The sequence below is a fragment of the Stenotrophomonas sp. FR024 genome, from assembly GCF_047500745.2.
Classification (GTDB): Bacteria; Pseudomonadota; Gammaproteobacteria; order Xanthomonadales; family Xanthomonadaceae; genus Stenotrophomonas; species Stenotrophomonas maltophilia_A.
Genome location: NZ_JAXAXM020000007.1, coordinates 123,968 through 140,997 on the forward strand (window position 1 = coordinate 123,968; position 17,030 = coordinate 140,997).

General features: G+C 67.7%; 14 protein-coding genes, 1 tRNA gene and 1 pseudogene. 7 read left to right on the forward strand and 9 right to left on the reverse strand.

Translation table 11 applies throughout. The features are described from left to right. Nucleotides 1–178: 178 nt before the first annotated feature. Nucleotides 179–2,299: a methyl-accepting chemotaxis protein gene (locus tag ACMZ91_RS10100; RefSeq protein ID WP_049460615.1), complete on the reverse strand. Its 2,121-nt coding sequence runs from the start codon at nucleotides 2,297–2,299 to the stop codon at nucleotides 179–181. 183 nt (nucleotides 2,300–2,482) lie between these two features. On the opposite strand from ACMZ91_RS10100, the gene ACMZ91_RS10105 reads away from it, so the two are divergent. Both ACMZ91_RS10105 and ACMZ91_RS10110 read left to right on the forward strand, forming a co-directional pair. Next, the gene (locus ACMZ91_RS10105) at nucleotides 2,483–2,938 is read left to right on the forward strand and encodes an Rrf2 family transcriptional regulator (RefSeq protein WP_033833804.1); all 456 of its coding nucleotides are present in this window, start codon (nucleotides 2,483–2,485) and stop codon (nucleotides 2,936–2,938) included. Continuing rightward, complete coding sequence (locus tag ACMZ91_RS10110) at nucleotides 2,928–3,833, forward strand: NAD(P)/FAD-dependent oxidoreductase (RefSeq protein WP_049398662.1); 906 nt, start codon at nucleotides 2,928–2,930, stop codon at nucleotides 3,831–3,833. Before ACMZ91_RS10105 ends, ACMZ91_RS10110 begins: the two co-directional genes overlap by 11 nt. Before the next feature lie 164 nt (nucleotides 3,834–3,997). On the opposite strand, the gene ACMZ91_RS10115 is transcribed toward ACMZ91_RS10110, so the two are convergent. The 4 genes and pseudogenes from ACMZ91_RS10115 to ACMZ91_RS10130 all read right to left on the reverse strand — a co-directional run bounded on the left by ACMZ91_RS10115 (nucleotide 3,998) and on the right by ACMZ91_RS10130 (nucleotide 8,433). After that, nucleotides 3,998–5,218, reverse strand: coding sequence for an RtcB family protein (locus ACMZ91_RS10115; protein WP_049460613.1), 1,221 nt, complete (start codon nucleotides 5,216–5,218; stop codon nucleotides 3,998–4,000). A 56-nt stretch (nucleotides 5,219–5,274) separates the two neighbouring features. Further along, nucleotides 5,275–6,398, reverse strand: a pseudogene (locus ACMZ91_RS10120) (slipin family protein). A 357-nt stretch (nucleotides 6,399–6,755) separates the two neighbouring features. Continuing rightward, nucleotides 6,756–6,829, reverse strand: a tRNA-Thr gene (locus ACMZ91_RS10125). A gap of 647 nt (nucleotides 6,830–7,476) precedes the next feature. Next, entirely contained in the window at nucleotides 7,477–8,433 is a 957-nt protein-coding gene (locus ACMZ91_RS10130) for an aldo/keto reductase (RefSeq protein ID WP_414576969.1), read from the reverse strand. A gap of 169 nt (nucleotides 8,434–8,602) precedes the next feature. Between ACMZ91_RS10130 and ACMZ91_RS10135 the strand changes: the two genes are divergently transcribed. The 4 genes from ACMZ91_RS10135 to ACMZ91_RS10150 all read left to right on the forward strand — a co-directional run bounded on the left by ACMZ91_RS10135 (nucleotide 8,603) and on the right by ACMZ91_RS10150 (nucleotide 10,898). Next, nucleotides 8,603–9,460, forward strand: coding sequence for a class I SAM-dependent methyltransferase (locus ACMZ91_RS10135; protein ID WP_414576970.1), 858 nt, complete (start codon nucleotides 8,603–8,605; stop codon nucleotides 9,458–9,460). A 118-nt stretch (nucleotides 9,461–9,578) separates the two neighbouring features. After that, entirely contained in the window at nucleotides 9,579–9,842 is a 264-nt protein-coding gene (locus tag ACMZ91_RS10140) for a hypothetical protein (protein ID WP_414576972.1), read from the forward strand. Between the two features lie 135 nt (nucleotides 9,843–9,977). Beyond that, a complete protein-coding gene (locus tag ACMZ91_RS10145) occupies nucleotides 9,978–10,229 on the forward strand; it encodes a hypothetical protein (RefSeq protein ID WP_223224685.1) in 252 nt (83 codons plus the stop codon). A 129-nt stretch (nucleotides 10,230–10,358) separates the two neighbouring features. Then, entirely contained in the window at nucleotides 10,359–10,898 is a 540-nt protein-coding gene (locus ACMZ91_RS10150) for a pseudouridine synthase (RefSeq protein ID WP_180847831.1), read from the forward strand. 94 nt (nucleotides 10,899–10,992) lie between these two features. On the opposite strand, the gene ACMZ91_RS10155 is transcribed toward ACMZ91_RS10150, so the two are convergent. After that, nucleotides 10,993–11,367 (reverse strand): hypothetical protein, encoded by a 375-nt coding sequence (locus tag ACMZ91_RS10155; protein ID WP_019336760.1) that lies wholly within the window; start codon nucleotides 11,365–11,367, stop codon nucleotides 10,993–10,995. A 135-nt stretch (nucleotides 11,368–11,502) separates the two neighbouring features. Then, nucleotides 11,503–14,007 carry an ATP-dependent helicase HrpB gene (gene hrpB, locus ACMZ91_RS10160; protein WP_414576974.1) on the reverse strand — a complete coding sequence of 835 codons (2,505 nt, stop codon included), beginning with the start codon at nucleotides 14,005–14,007 and terminating at the stop codon, nucleotides 11,503–11,505. A gap of 67 nt (nucleotides 14,008–14,074) precedes the next feature. Between hrpB and ACMZ91_RS10165 the strand changes: the two genes are divergently transcribed. Next, nucleotides 14,075–14,872, forward strand: a complete 798-nt coding sequence (locus tag ACMZ91_RS10165; protein ID WP_277778846.1) for a TatD family hydrolase — start codon at nucleotides 14,075–14,077, stop codon at nucleotides 14,870–14,872. 76 nt (nucleotides 14,873–14,948) lie between these two features. On the opposite strand, the gene ACMZ91_RS10170 is transcribed toward ACMZ91_RS10165, so the two are convergent. Both ACMZ91_RS10170 and panE read right to left on the reverse strand, forming a co-directional pair. Continuing rightward, a complete protein-coding gene (locus ACMZ91_RS10170) occupies nucleotides 14,949–15,779 on the reverse strand; it encodes a Rossmann-fold NAD(P)-binding domain-containing protein (protein ID WP_277778847.1) in 831 nt (276 codons plus the stop codon). Between the two features lie 50 nt (nucleotides 15,780–15,829). Continuing rightward, nucleotides 15,830–16,768 (reverse strand): 2-dehydropantoate 2-reductase, encoded by a 939-nt coding sequence (panE, locus tag ACMZ91_RS10175; RefSeq protein ID WP_277778844.1) that lies wholly within the window; start codon nucleotides 16,766–16,768, stop codon nucleotides 15,830–15,832. Between the last annotated feature and the right edge of the window lie 262 nt (nucleotides 16,769–17,030).

Below are 17,030 nucleotides of genomic sequence, written 5' to 3' on the forward strand. Positions count from 1 at the left end.
GCACTACCGCATGCGCGGGTGGGCGCGGCCGCTCTGGTGGGTGCGGACCGTTGGTCCGCACTGATCCTGCCGTCGCCCGACCAATGGTCGGGCGCTACCCAAGTGGCGGTGGACGCTGCCGGCCTGCGGCCGGCACATCGCACGGGTAGTGCCGGCCGCTGGCCGGCAACCGGATCACTCAGGCCGCACGCGCCAACGCGTCCTTCGCCGCTGTTGTGGTCGACAGATCGAACACATCCACCGCGTCGATCAACCGGTTCGCCTGTTGTTCGAGGCTGCGTGCGGCGGCACTGGCTTCCTCCACCAGCGCCGCGTTCTGCTGGGTGGTGCCGTCCATCTGGATCACGGTCTGGCTGACCTGTTCGATGCCCGCGCTCTGCTCCTGCGAGGCCGCTGAAATCTCGGCCATGATGTCGGTCACGCGCTGCACCGATGCCACGATCTCGGCCATGGTGTCACCGGCCTCGCGCACGCGCTGCGCGCCGTGGCCGACCTGCTCAACCGAGGCTTCGATCAACGCCTTGATCTCCTTCGCGGCCGCCGCCGAGCGCTGCGCCAGCGTGCGTACTTCACTGGCGACCACCGCGAAGCCGCGGCCCTGCTCGCCGGCACGCGCGGCTTCCACTGCCGCGTTCAGCGCCAGGATGTTGGTCTGGAACGCGATGCCATCGATCACGCTGATGATCTCGGCGATCTGCCGTGACGAGGTCTCGATCGCACCCATCGTCGCCACCACTTGGCCGACCACGCTGCCGCCCTGCGAGGCGACCGTGTGCGCGCCGATCGCCAGCTGGTTGGCCTGGCGTGCATGCTCGGCGTTCTGGCGCACGGTGGAGGTCAGTTCTTCCATCGACGCGGCGGTTTCTTCCAGATTGGCCGCCTGCTGCTCGGTACGGCGCGACAGATCATTGTTGCCGGCGGCGATCTCTGCAGCCGCAGTGTGGATGTTGCCGGAGGCGTGCTTGATGTCGGTGACGATGGTCGCCAGCTGCGCGGCGGTGGTGTTGGCATCGCCGGCGATGCGCGCGAACACGCCCTGGAAATCGCCATGCATGCGCGCGCCGAGGCGGCCATCGGCAATCGCGCGCAGCATGCTGGAGACCTCGCCGAGGTTCAGTTCGGTCGTCTGCATCAATCGGTTCAAGCCGTCGACCATCGCGCGGAAGTCATGCTCGAAGCGCGCGCTGTCGCCACGCTGGCCGAAGTCACCCATGGCAGCGGCTTCGGCCAGGCGGCGGATCTCGCCATTGATCATGCCGAGATTGACCTTGGCGGTATCCAGTGCGTCGGTGATCACTGCCTTCTCGCCGGGCAGGCGTTCCATGTCCTGGCTGAGGTCACCGATGGCGTAACGGCCCATGATCGCAATCGCGCGCAGCTTCACCTGGATGTGCGCATCGACCAGCGCGTTGCTATCGGCCACCATCGTGCCGAATGCGCCGGGGAAGGCACTGGCATCCATGCGGTGGCTGATGGTGCCGGCTTCATGCGCCTGTGCCATCGTGGCCTGCGCATCGAGCACGCCGCGCAGTGTGGACTGCACCGCCTGCATGGCCTGCGCGAGCCGACCGATCTCATCGCGGCTGCGCACCTGCACCACATGCTGCAGATCACCGGCGGCCACTGCACGCGCAGCGGCTTCCACCGCCAGCACCGGCTGCACCACCGCACGCCGCAGCCACCAGCCCAGGCCCATCAGCAGCAGCACGGCGGCCAGCACGGTCAGCGCCGCGCACAGCAGCAGCGTCTGCCGCGCCTGCTGCGAACGGGCCGCTACCGCCGCTTCGGCCACCTGCGTGGCGTGCGTACTCAACGCATCCAGCGCGGTTGCCACCGGGCGGTCCTTGCCGCGCACGAGGTTGTCGCCGGCGGCGGGATCGTAGCTGGCCTCGGCGAACGCCTGCAGCGCCGCGTGATAGTCCTGCTGCAGCTGCGCATGCAGGCCGATGAAGGCCTGCGCCAGTTCGCGCGTGCGTGCATCCGGGCTGCTGACCAGGCCCTTGGCCAGCTGCTCGACCAGACGACCCTCGCTGTCGAAGGCGTCCAGGTGGCGTTGGCGCAACGCGTCGTCGTGGCCGCGCAGCAGCACGTTCTTCCATTCCTGCACCTGGCCGCGGAACTCGCGCTGCAGGCGTTCGGCATCGCGGCTGTGCGCGACTTCGGGTGGAACCTCGGTGGACAACTTCAACCAGGCGGAGGCCAGGCCGGCCAGAGCGCACAGCAGGACCACAGCCAGACCAACAGAAACCGCGCCGAGCAGCTTGGACTGCAGGCGCGGAGCACGGACAGACGCATTCATGGGGAAGAACTCTCGGGAAGGGGCACTGCGGTATCGACCCGCTGCGCACGCCCTGAAGTGGGATGTTGATCACATTCGCGTTTCGTTTAGTGATGTGAAGGAGATGTTTCATAGGACAGATGTGTCCATATGGAACGAAAGCAGACCCTCGACAGAGGAATTAAATGTAACTAATGTTGTTACATGAAATCCGCGAACCCCCTCTCCGACGCCCTGCACGTGATGGCGCATCTGGTCGGCCATGCCGCCCCGCGCACGTCCGAACAGCTGGCGTCCTGCCTGCCGACCCATCCTGTGGTGATCCGTCGTCTGCTGGCACAGCTGCACAAGGCCGGCCTGGTGCGCAGCACCCGTGGTCACGGCGGCGGCAGCCTGCTGGCACGCGATGCCGCGGCGATCACCCTGCATGACATCTATCTGGCGGTGGGAGCACCGCCGCTGGTCCAGGTCGGCGCTCGCGATTCCGGCGGTGGCTGCCCGATCCAGCAGCTGGTCAACAGCGCCCTGCTCGAAGGCGCGCGCGAGGCGCAGCGGCTGCTTGAGCAGCGCCTGCAGGCGACCACGCTGGACCAGCTCGGCGCCGACTTCGCCCGCCATCTTGCCCATCACCGTTCCCTGGAAGGTCACCATGAATCCTGATGTGCTCATCGTCGGCGGCAGCTACGCCGGCATTGCCGCCGGCCTGATCCTGGCCCGTGCCCGTCGCCCGGTCACCGTCATCGATGCCGGTTCACCGCGCAATCGCTTCGCCAGTCATTCGCACGGGGTGCTGGGGCTGGATGGCATCAGTGGCGCCGAGCTGCTGAAGACCGCGCGTCAGCAGCTGCTGGACTACCCCACGGTGCGTTGGGTGCATGCCGAAGTGGAGCACGCCCGCACCACCGCCGAAGGTGTGGAAGTGCGTACCGCCGATGGCCAGGTGCTGGCCGCGCGCAAGCTGCTGCTGGCCAGCGGCATCGCCGACCAGCTGCCGGAACTGCCCGGACTGGCCGAGCGCTGGGGCAGCACCGTGCTGCACTGCCCCTACTGCCACGGCTATGAAGTCGGTGGTGGTGCCATCGGCCTGCTCGGCGGCCATCCGATGTCCGCCAGCAAGGCGCCGCTGTTCGCCGATTGGGGCAATGTCACGTTCTTCAGCATGGGTCTGGAGATCACCGATGAGGAACGCGCCGCCATGCAGCAGCGTGGCGTGCACATCGAGACGTCACCCGTGCTGGGTGTGCAGGGCGACCAGCCTACCTGGCTGGAAGTGGAGCTGGCCGATGGCCGCCGTATCGCACAGCGTGCGTTGTTCGTGCCGGCTACCCAGGCGATGGCCACGCCGCTGGTGCAGCAGCTGGGGTGCACATTGGTCGAGAGCCCGCTGGGGGTGCTGATCGAGGTCGACATGATGAAGCAGACCTCGGTGCCGAACGTGTATGCCGCAGGCGATGCGACCACGGTCGGCAACATCACCCTGGCCACCGCCGAGGGCGTGCGTGCGGGGATCGGCGTGCATCATGCGCTGGTGGCCGAGGACAGCGTGCCGCGCTGACCCCCGACGCGACGTGCTGCTCTGGTAGATGCCGACCTTGGTCGGCGCCGTTTCATCCACGCATGGCGTGGAAGAGCAGTCGAGCAAGCTCGACGCTACGGATCCCGGGCATCCAGTCGCCCGTGCCCGTCGAGCAGGTGCCGGCCGAGGCCGGCACCGTTCCATCATCCCTTCACGCACAGCACCTGCCGCAGCGTGTGCACCACGTCGACCAGGTCGAGCTGCGCGGCCATCACATCGTCGATCGACTTGTACGCGGCCGGCGACTCATCCAGCACGCCGCTGTCCTTGCGGCATTCCACATGCGCGGTGGCCTCGCGGTGCTGGGCCAGCGTGATCTGCTGCCGCGCAGCGCCACGGCTCATTACCCGGCCGGCACCGTGGCTACAGCTGTGGAAGCTGTCCGCGTTGCCCTTGCCACGCACGATGTAGCTGCGCGTGCCCATGCTGCCGGGAATGATGCCCAGCTCGCCCTCGCGCGCGCTGACCGCGCCCTTGCGCGTCACCAGCAGTTCCTGGCCGTGGTGCGTCTCCTTCTGCACGTAGTTGTGATGGCAGTTCACCGCCATCGTTGCCAGCTGGAACTTCGGCAGCCGGTGGCGCATCTCGGCCAGCACCCGCGACATCATTGCCTCGCGGTTCTGCCGGGCATAGTCCTGCGCCCACGACACCGCCTCGACGTAGTCATCGAACAGCGGCTCGCCCTCCATGAAGAACGCCAGGTCCTTGTCCGGCAGATGGAAGCCGAGCACGCGCCGGGCCAGTTCCTCGCGCGCCTTCTCGATGAAGTAGGTGCCGATCAGGTTGCCGGTGCCGCGCGATCCGCTGTGCAGCATCACCCACACCGTGTCCGTCTCGTCCAGGCACAGTTCGATGAAGTGGTTGCCGCCGCCCAGCGTACCCAGCTGGCGGTCCAGCTTGTCGGTGCGGATTCTGCGGTGCTTGTCCTTGATGTTCTCCAGGCCGGCGGCCAGCCCGGACTGCACCAGCCGCGTGTGGATGCTGTCGGGCATGCGGTGGTGCTCGCCGCCGCGTCCGTTGCCGACCGGGATGCTGCGCTCGATGCTGTTGCGCAGCTGCCGCAGGTCATCGGGCAGGTCGTTGGCACGCAGCGTGGTGCGCACGGCGGCCATGCCGCAGCCGATGTCGACGCCGACCGCCGCCGGGATGATCGCACCGCGGGTCGGGATCACCGAGCCCACGGTCGCGCCCTTGCCCAGGTGCACGTCCGGCATCACGGCCACCCACGGCCCGACGAACGGGATCGCGGCGATGTTGCGCAGCTGCTCATGCGCCTGCGCTTCCAGCGGCACACCGTTGACCCAGCCCTTGATCGGCGTGGTGCCCTCGGCGTGCAGCCATTGATAGTTGTGTTGAGTGTCCATGTCTTCGTGTTTGTCCTTGATGGGCCGGCGGCGCGTCCCTGCGCCGCCGCGACCCCCTACCTGATCGTCACCAGCTGCTTCAGCACGCCATCCAGGCCGCCGAACACGGTGAGCTTGTCGATCTTCTCGGTGACCTTCTCCAGTGCCTCCAGCTCCTTCAAGCGCATCAGCACCGGGTTGTCCTCGATCAGCTTTGCGGTGTTGAGCTGCGAACGCGTGGCGTTGGCCTCTTCGCGACGGCGGATCACGCTGGCCTGGGCCTGCTTCTCGGCCAGCACCACACCGTTGAGGATCTCCTTCATCTCACCCGGCAGGATCACGTCCTTGATGCCCACGCCGAGCAAGCGCACGCCGTGGCCCTCGATCGCCGCCTGCACATGCGCGGCGATCTCGCCGTCCAGTGCCGCCTTGTCGCCCAGCAGCTCGTCCAGGCTGCGCGCGGCAATCGCCTGGCGCAGGCCGAACTGCAGCTGCCGGTAGACGAACTCGTCGGCATTGCTGAGCGTACGGTGTGCACGCACCGGGTCGACCACCTGCACGGTCGCGGCCAGGTTCACCCGCAGGGTCACCTTGTCGCGGCTGAGCAGTTCCTGGCCGGACACGTCCAGCGAACGTGCACGCAGCTCCACACGCTCCACCGATACGTTGCCATTGAAGTTCCAGAACGCGTGCAGGCCGGCGTCCAGCGTCTGTCGCAGCGTGCCATCGATGAACAGCAGGCCGACCGACTCGCTCGCACGGTGCTGATCACTGCCACACGCGGCAGCACGCCCAACTGGCCCAGGCGCTGCTGCACGTCCGCCGGAATGCGCGGCTCGTCACCCAGCGCCATCACGCGCACCTGGGTGTCGACCGAACCCCGCCAGTACAGACGGCGGCTGCCCGGCGGCAGCACTTCATCGATGCGGCCGTTGCGCAGCAACAGACCGACCTCGCTGGCACCGACGTTGGCCAGCACGAAGTGCGTGTCCAGCGTTGCGCCCAGTGCTTCGATCAGGCTGTCCTGGTCGCTGCCGGTATAGGCCGCGCCCTTCGATGCGGTGTGGATGTCCACGTGCGGGCGGCCGCCGAACGGCGACAGGCGGTGCACGCCCGGCAGCAGGATCTGCTGGAAACGACGGTTGCGATACACCAGGCCGCGCTCGCCGTCGCCGATCACGACCTTGATGGTCCAGAACATGGGAGTCTCTCCTTGTATGGCTCTGGTGGTTCGACCCGTTGCGGATGAATCGCCATGACCCGGGCCGATCAGGTCGTGGCGAGGCCGCCTGCACACCACGTGCAGGCAGCGGAAGAGGGCGGCCATCGGCGGACGGTCCGCGCGCGGAGCCTTCGGTGCACCGGCACTGCTGCCGTCGTCGTTCCCGGCAGGCAGCACCGGTGCGGAACGTGGCTGGCAGTGGCGGCGGGCCGGGGCCCGGCGTGCGGTCCGTTGCCTTCCACGTTCCTGCCCGAAGGCGTTGTCTGTGGACGGCGACGATGGCCGCTGGGGCTTGCGCCCCGGGTGTTGCTTCAAGTCATGACGTGACAGGTCATGTGGTTTGGAGTGGGAATCGAACCCACGACAGACGGATTACGGATCCGTTGCTCTGACCAAGCTGAGCTATCCAGTTGGGGACCGCGCGGAATCGAACCGCGTACCGGCGAACCGATGCCTGCTTCCAGCAGGCGATCCAGGCGATGGCATGTCCGCGACCTCCGGCATACGCCACGGCAACGCCGCGCGCACCAGCCCGTGGTGGAAACGGGACCGTTGGAGAATCGAGGGTGCAGGCCATCGACATTATCGCGAGCGATAATGTTCTGATGCGATGCAGATAATGTCCAGGCGTCGCCACTCGCGCGAAGTAAATCCTTCGGCGGGGCGGAAAAAACCTGTGTCAGTGAGCGGCGGGTTGCCGCGCGGGGTGCAGTTCTGGCATCGCGGGTCCTTGTGCCGACGCAAACGAAAACGCCCCCGGGACTTGCGTTCCGAGGGCGTCGTCAAGCCTCGGAGATCGGGGTGGCCGATCTCCGCAGGGCGGGTATCAGGCCGTTGTCAGCTGGTCTTCCTTGCCGAACGCGCGCGCCAGCACGTCCATGCGCAGGCATGGCAGCAGTTTGGCGATGGCGACGGAATGCGCGTTCAAGGGAAGTTTCCAGTGGTTGTTGAAACGAGGTGCGCACGATAAACCACGATTTATTCGTGCGCAACCATTTTGTTCAATTATTTTCTTCTTTACCGCGCAATGCCGGCCAGCGGCCGGCACTACCGGGTCTCAAGCTTCCGTGCTGGCGGCATCCAGCTGCGCGACATCCTGCACGCTCAGCGACACGTTGGCTGCGGCCAGCAGATCGTGCAGCTGCTCGACGCTGGTGGCGCTGACGATCGGCGCGGTGATTGACGGCCGTGCGATCTGCCATGCCAGTGCGATCTGCGCGGCACTGGCGTTGTGCTTGCTGGCCACGTCATCCAGTGCCTGCAGGATGCGCAGGCCACGCGGATTCAGATAGCGCTTCACCACGTTCTCGCCACGCGCCGGGCTCTTGGCCGCATCGGCCGGCGTGCGGTACTTGCCGCTGAGGAAGCCACTGGCCAGCGCGTAGTAGCCGATCACGCCGATCTGTTCGCGCTGCACCAGCGGTTCCAGTTCCTTTTCGTAGCCGGCGCGGTCATACAGGTTGTACTCCGGCTGCAGGGTTTCGTAGCGTGGCAGTTTGTAGTCGGTGGATACCTTCAGCGCATCGGCCAGGCGCGTGGCGCTGTAGTTGGAGGCACCGATCGCGCGCACCTTGCCGGCTTCGATCAGCCGGCCGAATGCGGCCAGGGTCGCTTCCAGCGGCGTTGACTCGTCATCCTCGTGGGCCTGGTACAGATCGATCACGTCGGTCTGCAGGCGGCGCAGCGAATCTTCCACCGCGGCGTTGATGTTGTCCGGGGCCAGGCCGGGGCGCTCGGCCCACTTGGCCACCTTGGTCGCCAGCACCACCTTGTCGCGCTTGCCGCTGCGGGAAAACCACTTGCCGATCAGCGTTTCCGATTCGCCGCCGGCATTGCCCGGCACCCACGCCGAATACACATCGGCGGTGTCGACCAGGTTGAAGCCGGCATCGACGAAGGCATCGAGCAGGGCGAAGCTGGCCTTCTCATCGGCGCTCCAGCCGAACACGTTGCCACCGAAGGCGAGCGGACGTACATGCAGGCCGGAACGGCCCAGTTCGCGGGTTGCCGTCATGGGCACGGACTCCTTGGGGGAAGTGCTCCAGAATAAAACGCGTTGTGTGACCGTGCTGCGGCGGTGACCACAAAACAGTGTTCCGCGATGCGCACGCAGCTAACGTTTTGTGAACACCTGGGACGCCGCGGCTGCTAGTCTCGCCGCATCTTCCGCTGGAGTCGCTCCGATGATGCCTGCTTCGTCCCTGCGTGGTTGCCGCCTGCTGCTTGCTTCAGCCCTGCTTGCCGCTGTTCCCGCGTTCGCCGCACCGGCCACGGTGGCACCGGCGAAGATCCAGGTGTCACCGGCCATCGATGCGGCGGTGAAGGCGTCGACCCGTGATGCCAACAACGTCAAGCGCGATGGCTTCCGTCATCCGGCGCAGACGCTGTCGTTCTTCAAGGTGACGCCGGAAAAGACCGTCATCGAGATCACCCCCGGCAACGGCTGGTACTCGGAAATCCTGGCGCCGCTGCTGCAGGACAAGGGCCACTATGTTGCCGCCGTGGTCGACCCGATGGCGGTGCCCGAGGGCCGCGGCCGTGACTACCAGCAGCGCAGCCGCGACAGCCTGGAAAAGAAGTACGCCGGTGCGCCGGCACAGTTCGGCAAGACCGTCGTGGTCGCCTACGATCCGGCCAAGCCGGTGTTCGGCCCGGCCAGTTCAGCCGACGTGGTGCTGACCTTCCGCAACGTGCACAACTGGCGCAAGGCCGGCCAGGCGCAGGGCATGTTCCAGGGCTTCTTCAACGTGCTCAAGCCGGGCGGCGTGCTCGGCGTGGTCGAGCATCGCGCCAAGGCCGACGTGGTCGACGACGATGACACCGGCTATGTCGGCCAGCAGCAGGTGATCGCGATGGCCGAGGCCGCCGGCTTCAAGCTGGACGCGCGCAGCGAGGTCAACGCCAACCCGCGCGACACCAAGGACCACCCGAACGGCGTGTGGACGCTGCCGCCGACCAACCAGCACGACAAGGCCGATGATGCGAAGTACCAGGCGATCGGCGAAAGCGACCGCATGACCCTGCGCTTCATCAAGCCGTAAGAGGGGTGCCGGTCAGGACGGCCGACATCGTTCCTGCTCGGCTCATCGCGCGTAGCGCGGCGCATGGCTGGTCCCAACCGGCCATGCGCCGGAATTCGATCGTATGCAAGGACATGAATTGTTGAAGAAGGTCTTTTACATCGCTGTCGCGGTGCTGGTGCTGGGGCGGTTGATCGATTTTGTGTTCTACGGTGGTCATGCCCACGATCTGATGGCGACGGTAGGGTTTGCCGTGCTGTTCGCGGGTGCCCTTCTGGAGGAACGTTCGCGCAAGGCCGACCCGCCGGCCGCAGGCCTGCGGCGCCGGGCCAATGTCATCGCCGCGTGCGGCATCGCACTGGTGCTGGGCTCGTTCCTGCTGGAATGGAAGGTTTTCGGCTGAGCCGGCCGAGATTGGGGCGGCAGGAAAGCGCAGCCGCAACCACGCTCACCGCGCGCAGCGCAACGTATGGCTGGCCCCAGGTCCGGCCATACGCCGGAGTCCAATCGAATTCAAGGACATGGACCGTTGAAGAAGGTGCTGTATATCGTCATCGCGGTGCTGGTGCTGCCGCGGCTGTATGACTTTGTGTACCACGGTGGGCATGCTTACGACCTGCTGGGAGCGACGGGTTTTGCGGTGCTGTTCTTTGGCGGGGTGCTGGACGAACGCGCCCGCATGACCTGTCCGCCACCCGCGGCGCTGCGTCGCCGGGCCAATGTCGTCACGGCATGCGGTTTCGTGTTGGTGCTGGGGTCGTTCCTGCTGCAGTGGAAGGTATTCGGCTGAGCCCTTCGTGTTCGTGCTCGCAGGAAAGCGCAGCCGGGCATGGGCTATGCCGGCCGACTTGACCGGCACCTTTCGAGCCGCCGCACGCGGCATGGGACAATGCCCCACCCGCCGCCTGCCGTGCCCGCAATGCTGATTGCCTTCAACAAGCCCTTCAACGTGCTCTGCCAGTTCACCGACCGCAGCGTGCCGCCGCGGCCGACCCTGGCCGGGTTCGGCCTGCCGCCGCGCGTGTATGCCGCCGGTCGCCTGGACCATGACAGCGAAGGCCTGCTGCTGCTGACCGACAACGGCACGCTGGCGCACAAGCTGACCGACCCGAAGCACAAGGCTGACAAGACCTATTGGGTGCAGGTGGAAGGCATGCCCAGCGACGAACAGCTGCAACAGCTGCGCGACGGCGTGGTGCTCAATGACGGGCCGACACTGCCGGCGAAGATCGAGCGCCTCGATCCGGCGCCGTCGCTGTGGACACGCGATCCGCCGGTGCGCTTCCGCAAGACCGTGCCCGACGCCTGGCTGGCGATCACGATCCGGGAAGGCCGCAACCGGCAGGTGCGGCGGATGACCGCGGCGGTGAACCTGCCGACGCTGCGGCTGGTCCGCGTGTCGATGGGGCCTTACCGGCTGGACGACCTGCAGCCGGGGCAGTGGCGGCAGATCGGTTGATGCAGAAAGGGCCGGATACCTTCCGGTGTCCGGCCCTCATGTAGTGCCTTGGGGTCAGAGTCCTTCCTGTGGAAAGGATCCGACCCCGGCAGGCTCAGGCGTCGCTGCCGATATCGCTGTGCTCGTCCACCACGGTGTCGTTGCGGCGGTCACGTGCGTTGATGCGCTGCGCCTGCCCATTCACCACGTGGCCATTGGCGGCCTTCTTCTTCTGCTGCTTGCGGTACAGCGCGTAGCCGAGCAGGCCTACACCGACCGCAGCGGCGGCCACGGCCACTGCCGGATTGCGGCGCACGAACTTGGTTGCGGCCTTGCCGCCGGTCTTCACCGCGCCGATGGCGGCGCCGGTCTTGATCCAGTCCGCATTGCGCAGGCTGCCACCGGCGCTCTTCAGGCCATCGCCGGCGGTGTGGGCCAGCTCCAGGGCGCGCTCCAGAGCGCGGTCGGTGATTACGGTCAGCTTGCTCATGCGGGGGTCCTTTGCCTCGGGTCGAAGTCCAGTGTCGCGTGTTGCCCGTAAACGGTATGTCAGTCGAGGTCACACGTGGCGTGACTTTACCGCAGCCATTCAGGATCAGGCAGGGTCCGCAGCCGGCCCCACCGGTCAGGTCCCGCGCGGCTTGGCCCGATGGGTGGCCGTCGCCGTCCACGGGTCATCCGGCCACGGATGGCGCGGGTAGCGGCCCTTCATTTCCTTTTTCACTTCCGCGTAGGTGTTTTCCCAGAAATTGCGCAGGTCCTGGGTGACCTGCAGCGGGCGGCCACCGGGCGAGAGCAGGTGCAGGGTCAGTGGGACGCGGCCATCGGCGATGCGCGGCGTGTCGGCCAGGCCGAACAGTTCCTGAAGTTTCACCGCCAGCACCGGCGGCAGCGGTTCGCCGCTCTCGCTGTCCAGCGCGTAGGTGATCGGCCGCTCCAGCCCGGAGGGTACGGTGATGCGGGTCGGTGCATGACGCTCGACCAGCTGACGCTGTGACCATTCCAGGGGCGACTTCAGCGCTTCGCCGAAGCTGGACTCGTCCAGCGCATCCAGGCGGCTCTTGCCGGCGAACGCAGGCTGCAGCCATTGCGCACGCGTGGCCAGCAGGGCGTCGTCGCTGCAGTCGGGCAGGCCGAGTTCGGGCATCCAGCGCCGCAGCGACTCCACGCGTGCCTGCCATTGGCGCAGGCCTTCGGTCCACGGCAGCGCCTGCAGGCCGAGTTCGGCCACCGCGTCGGTCAGCGCCTGTGCGGCGTGCTGCGGATCGACCCGGCCTGCCGAGCGGCTGTCCAGCACGATGCGGTCGAAACGGGTCTCGCGCAGTGCCACCAGGGCGCGACGCTCGCTGTCCCAGCGCACTACGTCCTCGGTCACGAAGCGCTCCGGCCAGGCCTTGCGCAGCTGGCCTTCGTCCACCGGTGCGGCACGCAGCAGCAGCGCGTCGCGTGCCTCGAAGCGCAGTTCACTGGCTACCAGCCACGGCTCGCCACGCAGGTCGCTCAGATCGTGCAGGCGTGCGCTGCGACCGTTGGCCAGCAGGTAGCGCAGTGGGTCGCTGGGGTGCTGGACACCGATGCGGTCCGGGAACGCGTGCGCGAGCAGGTCGCCCATTTCGTGCGCCTCGATGCTGGCCGGTGGTGCGGCCTCGCAGCGCAGGCGGCGACGCCACTGCTTGGCGGCGGCATCGATCGCGGCCAGGCCGCTGCGGTTGGCGTCGCCCGGTGCGCGGCCATTGCGGAACGCCGCCAGCGCACGCCAACGCGCGGCCAGCGCATCACCGCCCTGGCGCAACGGATCGCGCGCCTCCAGCAGGGCGGCCAGATCGGCGGCCAGCGCCTGTGCGCGGGCATCGGGCGCGGCCAGCAGCATCGCCGCCATCCGCGGATGCGTGCCCAGCGCCAGCACACGGCGGCCAAGTGCGGTGATCGCACCGCTGCTGGACAGCGCGCCGAGCCGCTGCAGCAGTTCGCGGGCGGCACCCATCGGGCCGGCCGGTGGCGGATCGAGGAAGCGCAGGTCGCTGCTGCCCCAGGCGGCCAGTTCCAGCGCCAGTCCGGCCAGCTCGACCTGATCGATTTCGGCGCGGCGCTGCGGCTCCAGCCGCTGCGACTGCGGCCACAGCCGCCACGCCACGCCTTCGGCCACGCGACCGGCGCGACCGGCGCGCTGGTCGGCCGATGCCTGCGCGATGGCCACCACGTCCAGCCGGGTGAAGCCGCTGTTGGGGTCGTAGCGCGGCTCGCGTGCCTGGCCGCTGTCGATCACCACGCGCACGCCCGGCAGCGTCACCGAGGACTCGGCCACGTTGGTGGCCAGCACCACGCGGCGGCGGCCATCACTGGACGCCTGCAATACCCGCGCCTGCTGTTCCACTGGCAGCTCACCGTGCAGAGCCAGCACTTCCACGCCGGCATCCAGCGATTCCTGCAGCCCGGCCTGCACCCGCGCGATCTCGCGTTGGCCGGGCAGAAACACCAGCAGGTCACCGGGATGTTCAGCCAGGGCCTGCTGCACCGCGCGGCGCACCTGCAGTTCCAGCGCCTCATCGCGGCGCGCCGGGAAATGGCTGATCGCCACCGGGTAGCTGCGGCCTTCGCTGCTCAGCCGCGGTGCATCGAGGAAACGGGCCAGGCGCTCACCATCCAGCGTCGCCGACATCACCACCAGGCGCAGGTCATCGCGCAGCTGTGCCTGCACGTCCAACGCCAGCGCCAGGCCCAGATCGCCACTGAGGTGGCGTTCGTGGAATTCGTCGAACAGGATCGCACCGACCTCTTCCAGCATCGGGTCGTCCTGCAGCATGCGGGTCAGGATGCCTTCGGTAACCACCTCGATGCGGGTGCGCGACGAGACCTTGTTCTCGAAGCGGATGCGGTAGCCGACGGTGCCGCCCACCTCTTCGCCCAGCTGCCGCGCCATGAACAGCGCGGCGCTGCGTGCGGCGACCCGGCGCGGTTCCAGCAGGATGATCTTCCGCCCCTGCAGCCACGGTGCATCGAGCAGCGCCAGCGGCACCTGGGTGGTCTTGCCGGCGCCGGGCGGTGCCTCCAGCACCAGTCGTGGCTGCGCGGCGAGGTGCTGCTGGATCTGCGGCAGCAGCGGGGAAATCGGGAAGAGCGGGGCGTTCATGTGCAAAGGATAAAGGGCCATGGCAGCCGCAGGTACAATGCGCGGGCACTTTTCCCCCGCGATGACCATGCACCTGATCGATATCGGCGCCAACCTGACCCACGACTCCTTCGACCGCGACCGCGATGCCGTGCTGGACCGCGCGCGCCAGGCCGGCGTGGTGCAGATGGTCATTACCGGCGCCAGCCGCGAGCACTCGCCGCTGGCCGTGCAGCTGGCGCAGCAGCATCCTGGTTTCCTGTATGCGACCGCCGGCGTGCACCCGCACCATGCGGTGGAATACACCGAGGAATGCGACGCCGAGATGCGCGCGCTGCATGCCCACCCGGAAGTGGTGGCGGTGGGCGAGTGCGGGCTGGACTACTTCCGTGACTTCTCGCCGCGCCCGGCCCAGCACCGCGCGTTCGAGCGCCAGCTGCAGCTGGCCGCAGACAATGGCAAGCCGCTGTTCCTGCACCAGCGCGACGCGCATGCCGATTTCATGGCACAGATGAAGAACTTCGAGGGCCGCATCGGCCCGGCAGTGGTGCATTGCTTCACCGGTGAGCGCGACGAGCTGTTCGACTACCTGGACCAGGACTGGTACATCGGCATCACCGGCTGGCTGTGCGACGAACGCCGTGGCGCGCACCTGCGCGAGCTGGTGAAGAACATTCCGGCCAACCGCCTGATGATCGAGACCGACGCACCGTACCTGCTGCCGCGCACGCTGAAGCCGATGCCGAAGGACCGCCGCAACGAACCGATGTTCCTCTCGCATATCGTGGAAGAGCTGGCGTGCGACCGTGGCGAAGACGTGGTGGTGACCGCCGCGAATGCAACTGCCGCGACGCGTGCGTTCTTCCGCCTGCCGGACGCGGGTTGATCAGGTAGTGCCGGCCGCTGGCCGGCAGCAGCATGAACGCCGCAAACATCGCGCGGTTGCCGGCCAGCGGCCGGCACTACCGGAGCAGGTCGCGCAGGCCCTCACGGTAGCTGGGGAAGCGCGGCTCCCAGCCCAGCGCCTCGCGCGTACCGGTGCTGTCGATGCGCTTGTTGCTCTCGTAGAAGCGCCGCAGTGTTGGGCTCAGCGCGGGATCGTCCCAGGGCATGGCAGGTGGCATCGAAAACCCGCCCAGCTGCGCGGCGAAGGCCAGTACCTGCTGCGGCGGTGCCGGCTCGTCGTCGGCCGGCAGATACAGCCCATCCACACACGGCCGCTGCATCGATGCGGTAACGACCGTTGCCAGGTCATCCACGTGCAGTCGGTTGAACACCAGCCCAGGACGCACTACGTGGCGTGCGCGGCCCTGTGACAGCTGCAGCAGCGCATTGCGTCCCGGCCCGTACAGGCCGGGCAGGCGGAACACCGCCGAGGCGATAGCGCGCTGCTCCGCCAGCGCACGCCACTGGTCCTCGGCGCGTCTGCGTTGCATGCCGGTCGTTTCAGTGGCATCGGCCACGCTGGTTTCGTTGATCCAGCCGCCGGCCCGATCGGCATAGACCGACGTGGATGACAGATAGCCCACCCAGCGAAGTGCCGGACTTTCCTGCAGTTCCGGCAGCAGCAGACTCAGCGCCGGGTCACCCTCGGCGTCGGGCGGCACGCTGCACAGCACGGCCTCGGCCTGCGCGATCTCATCGAGCAGGGCGGGGGAAGGTGGCGTGTCAGCTCGCAGCTGATGGCGCGGTAGGCCATCGTGCGGTGCCGACGCCGGGTCGCGCACCGTGCCGGCCACGTGTATGCCCAACGCCCGCAGATGCGTAGCCAGCACGCACCCGCTCCAGCCCATGCCGAGGATCAACACCCGCGCCGGCACCGCGTTGGTCTGCAACGCGGCGCTCACGCGCTGCGCAGCGCCTGGTAGGCCTGCAGGCTGCTGTAGGCGACCTGCAGCAGCAGAGCTTCCTGGTCGGCCTTGCGCGCGCGCGCAAGCATGTCGCCGACGATCTGTTCTGCCTCCACCTGCTGGCCGGCTTCCAGATCGCGCAGCATCGAAGCCTTCAACGCAGAGCCGGCCTGGGTGAGGGTGCCGCGTGCGGTGTCCTGCGCAGCATCGGGAATCGGCTCACCGGCAGCTTCGGCCACGGCCAGGCATTCGTCGTACAGGCCACGCACGATCGCCTCGCCATCATCGGTGGCGACGATGCTGCCGATATCCGCGCGCAGCAGGCAGGTCGCGGCGGCCAGCGCGGTCAGGAAGGTGTACTTGATCCACTGTTCCTGGCCGATGTGCTCGCTGGCCAGGTGATCGAGGTTGGCCTGCGCGCAGGCGGCGGCGAAGGCACGCACGCGTTCGGAGATGGCACCGCCGTCGCGCTCGCCGAAGGTGAGCTTGGCCGGCTTGCCCAGGTGCAGCACGGCGCCGTCGGGGGCCTTGGTGGCGCTGATGAAGCATAGGCCACCGAGCACAGCGTCGCGGCCGAAGCGCAGGTCCAGCGCGTTGTAGTGATGCAGGCCGTTGAGGATCGGCAGCACGGTGGTGTTCGCGCCCACGGCCGGAGCGATGGCATCGATCGAGCTGTCCAGGTCGTAGGCCTTGCAGCTGAGGATGACCAGGTCGAACGGCTTCTGTGCGGCAAGCGCGGGCAGGGCGTCGGCGGTGACGTGCTGCACCGGGAAGCTGGCATCGCCGAGCGGACTGCGGATGACCAGGCCGTCGCGGTCCAGCTGGGCGGCGCGTGCGGGGCGCACCAGGAAGGTCACGTCCACGCCAGCCTGAGCCAGGCGACCACCGAAGTAACCGCCGGTACCGCCGGCGCCGAGGATCAGGATGCGCATTGCACGTTCACCGTTTTCTGGGGAATCAGGAGTGCGATTGTGCCGGAGATTGCGGCCAACGGCGGAGCCCCTCGTGGTGGTTCGCGCAGTTGGTTTCATGAGCTGGGCCGTGTGCGCTGGGTTCGCGGGGGACGCCGTGAACCCGTCCATGGGGGCTTAGCCGCGCCATCCATGGCGCGGATACCCCCGCGAATCCAGCGCACACGACCCCTGACAGTTTCCGGGCGCGGCCACCACGGAAAGCAGATCAAGAGCGGAAGCG

Excerpts from the sequence above, each read along its gene's own strand:
- ACMZ91_RS10100 (WP_049460615.1), bottom strand. The coding sequence starts at position 2,299 with ATGAATGCGTCTGTCCGTGCTCCGCGCCTGCAGTCCAAGCTGCTCGGC.
- ACMZ91_RS10105 (WP_033833804.1), top strand. The coding sequence starts at position 2,483 with ATGAAATCCGCGAACCCCCTCTCCGACGCCCTGCACGTGATGGCGCAT.
- ACMZ91_RS10110 (WP_049398662.1), top strand. The coding sequence starts at position 2,928 with ATGAATCCTGATGTGCTCATCGTCGGCGGCAGCTACGCCGGCATTGCC.
- ACMZ91_RS10115 (WP_049460613.1), bottom strand. The coding sequence starts at position 5,218 with ATGGACACTCAACACAACTATCAATGGCTGCACGCCGAGGGCACCACG.
- ACMZ91_RS10130 (WP_414576969.1), bottom strand. The coding sequence starts at position 8,433 with ATGACGGCAACCCGCGAACTGGGCCGTTCCGGCCTGCATGTACGTCCG.
- ACMZ91_RS10135 (WP_414576970.1), top strand. The coding sequence starts at position 8,603 with ATGATGCCTGCTTCGTCCCTGCGTGGTTGCCGCCTGCTGCTTGCTTCA.
- ACMZ91_RS10150 (WP_180847831.1), top strand. The coding sequence starts at position 10,359 with ATGCTGATTGCCTTCAACAAGCCCTTCAACGTGCTCTGCCAGTTCACC.
- ACMZ91_RS10155 (WP_019336760.1), bottom strand. The coding sequence starts at position 11,367 with ATGAGCAAGCTGACCGTAATCACCGACCGCGCTCTGGAGCGCGCCCTG.
- hrpB (WP_414576974.1), bottom strand. The coding sequence starts at position 14,007 with ATGAACGCCCCGCTCTTCCCGATTTCCCCGCTGCTGCCGCAGATCCAG.
- ACMZ91_RS10165 (WP_277778846.1), top strand. The coding sequence starts at position 14,075 with ATGCACCTGATCGATATCGGCGCCAACCTGACCCACGACTCCTTCGAC.
- ACMZ91_RS10170 (WP_277778847.1), bottom strand. The coding sequence starts at position 15,779 with ATGGGCTGGAGCGGGTGCGTGCTGGCTACGCATCTGCGGGCGTTGGGC.
- panE (WP_277778844.1), bottom strand. The coding sequence starts at position 16,768 with ATGCGCATCCTGATCCTCGGCGCCGGCGGTACCGGCGGTTACTTCGGT.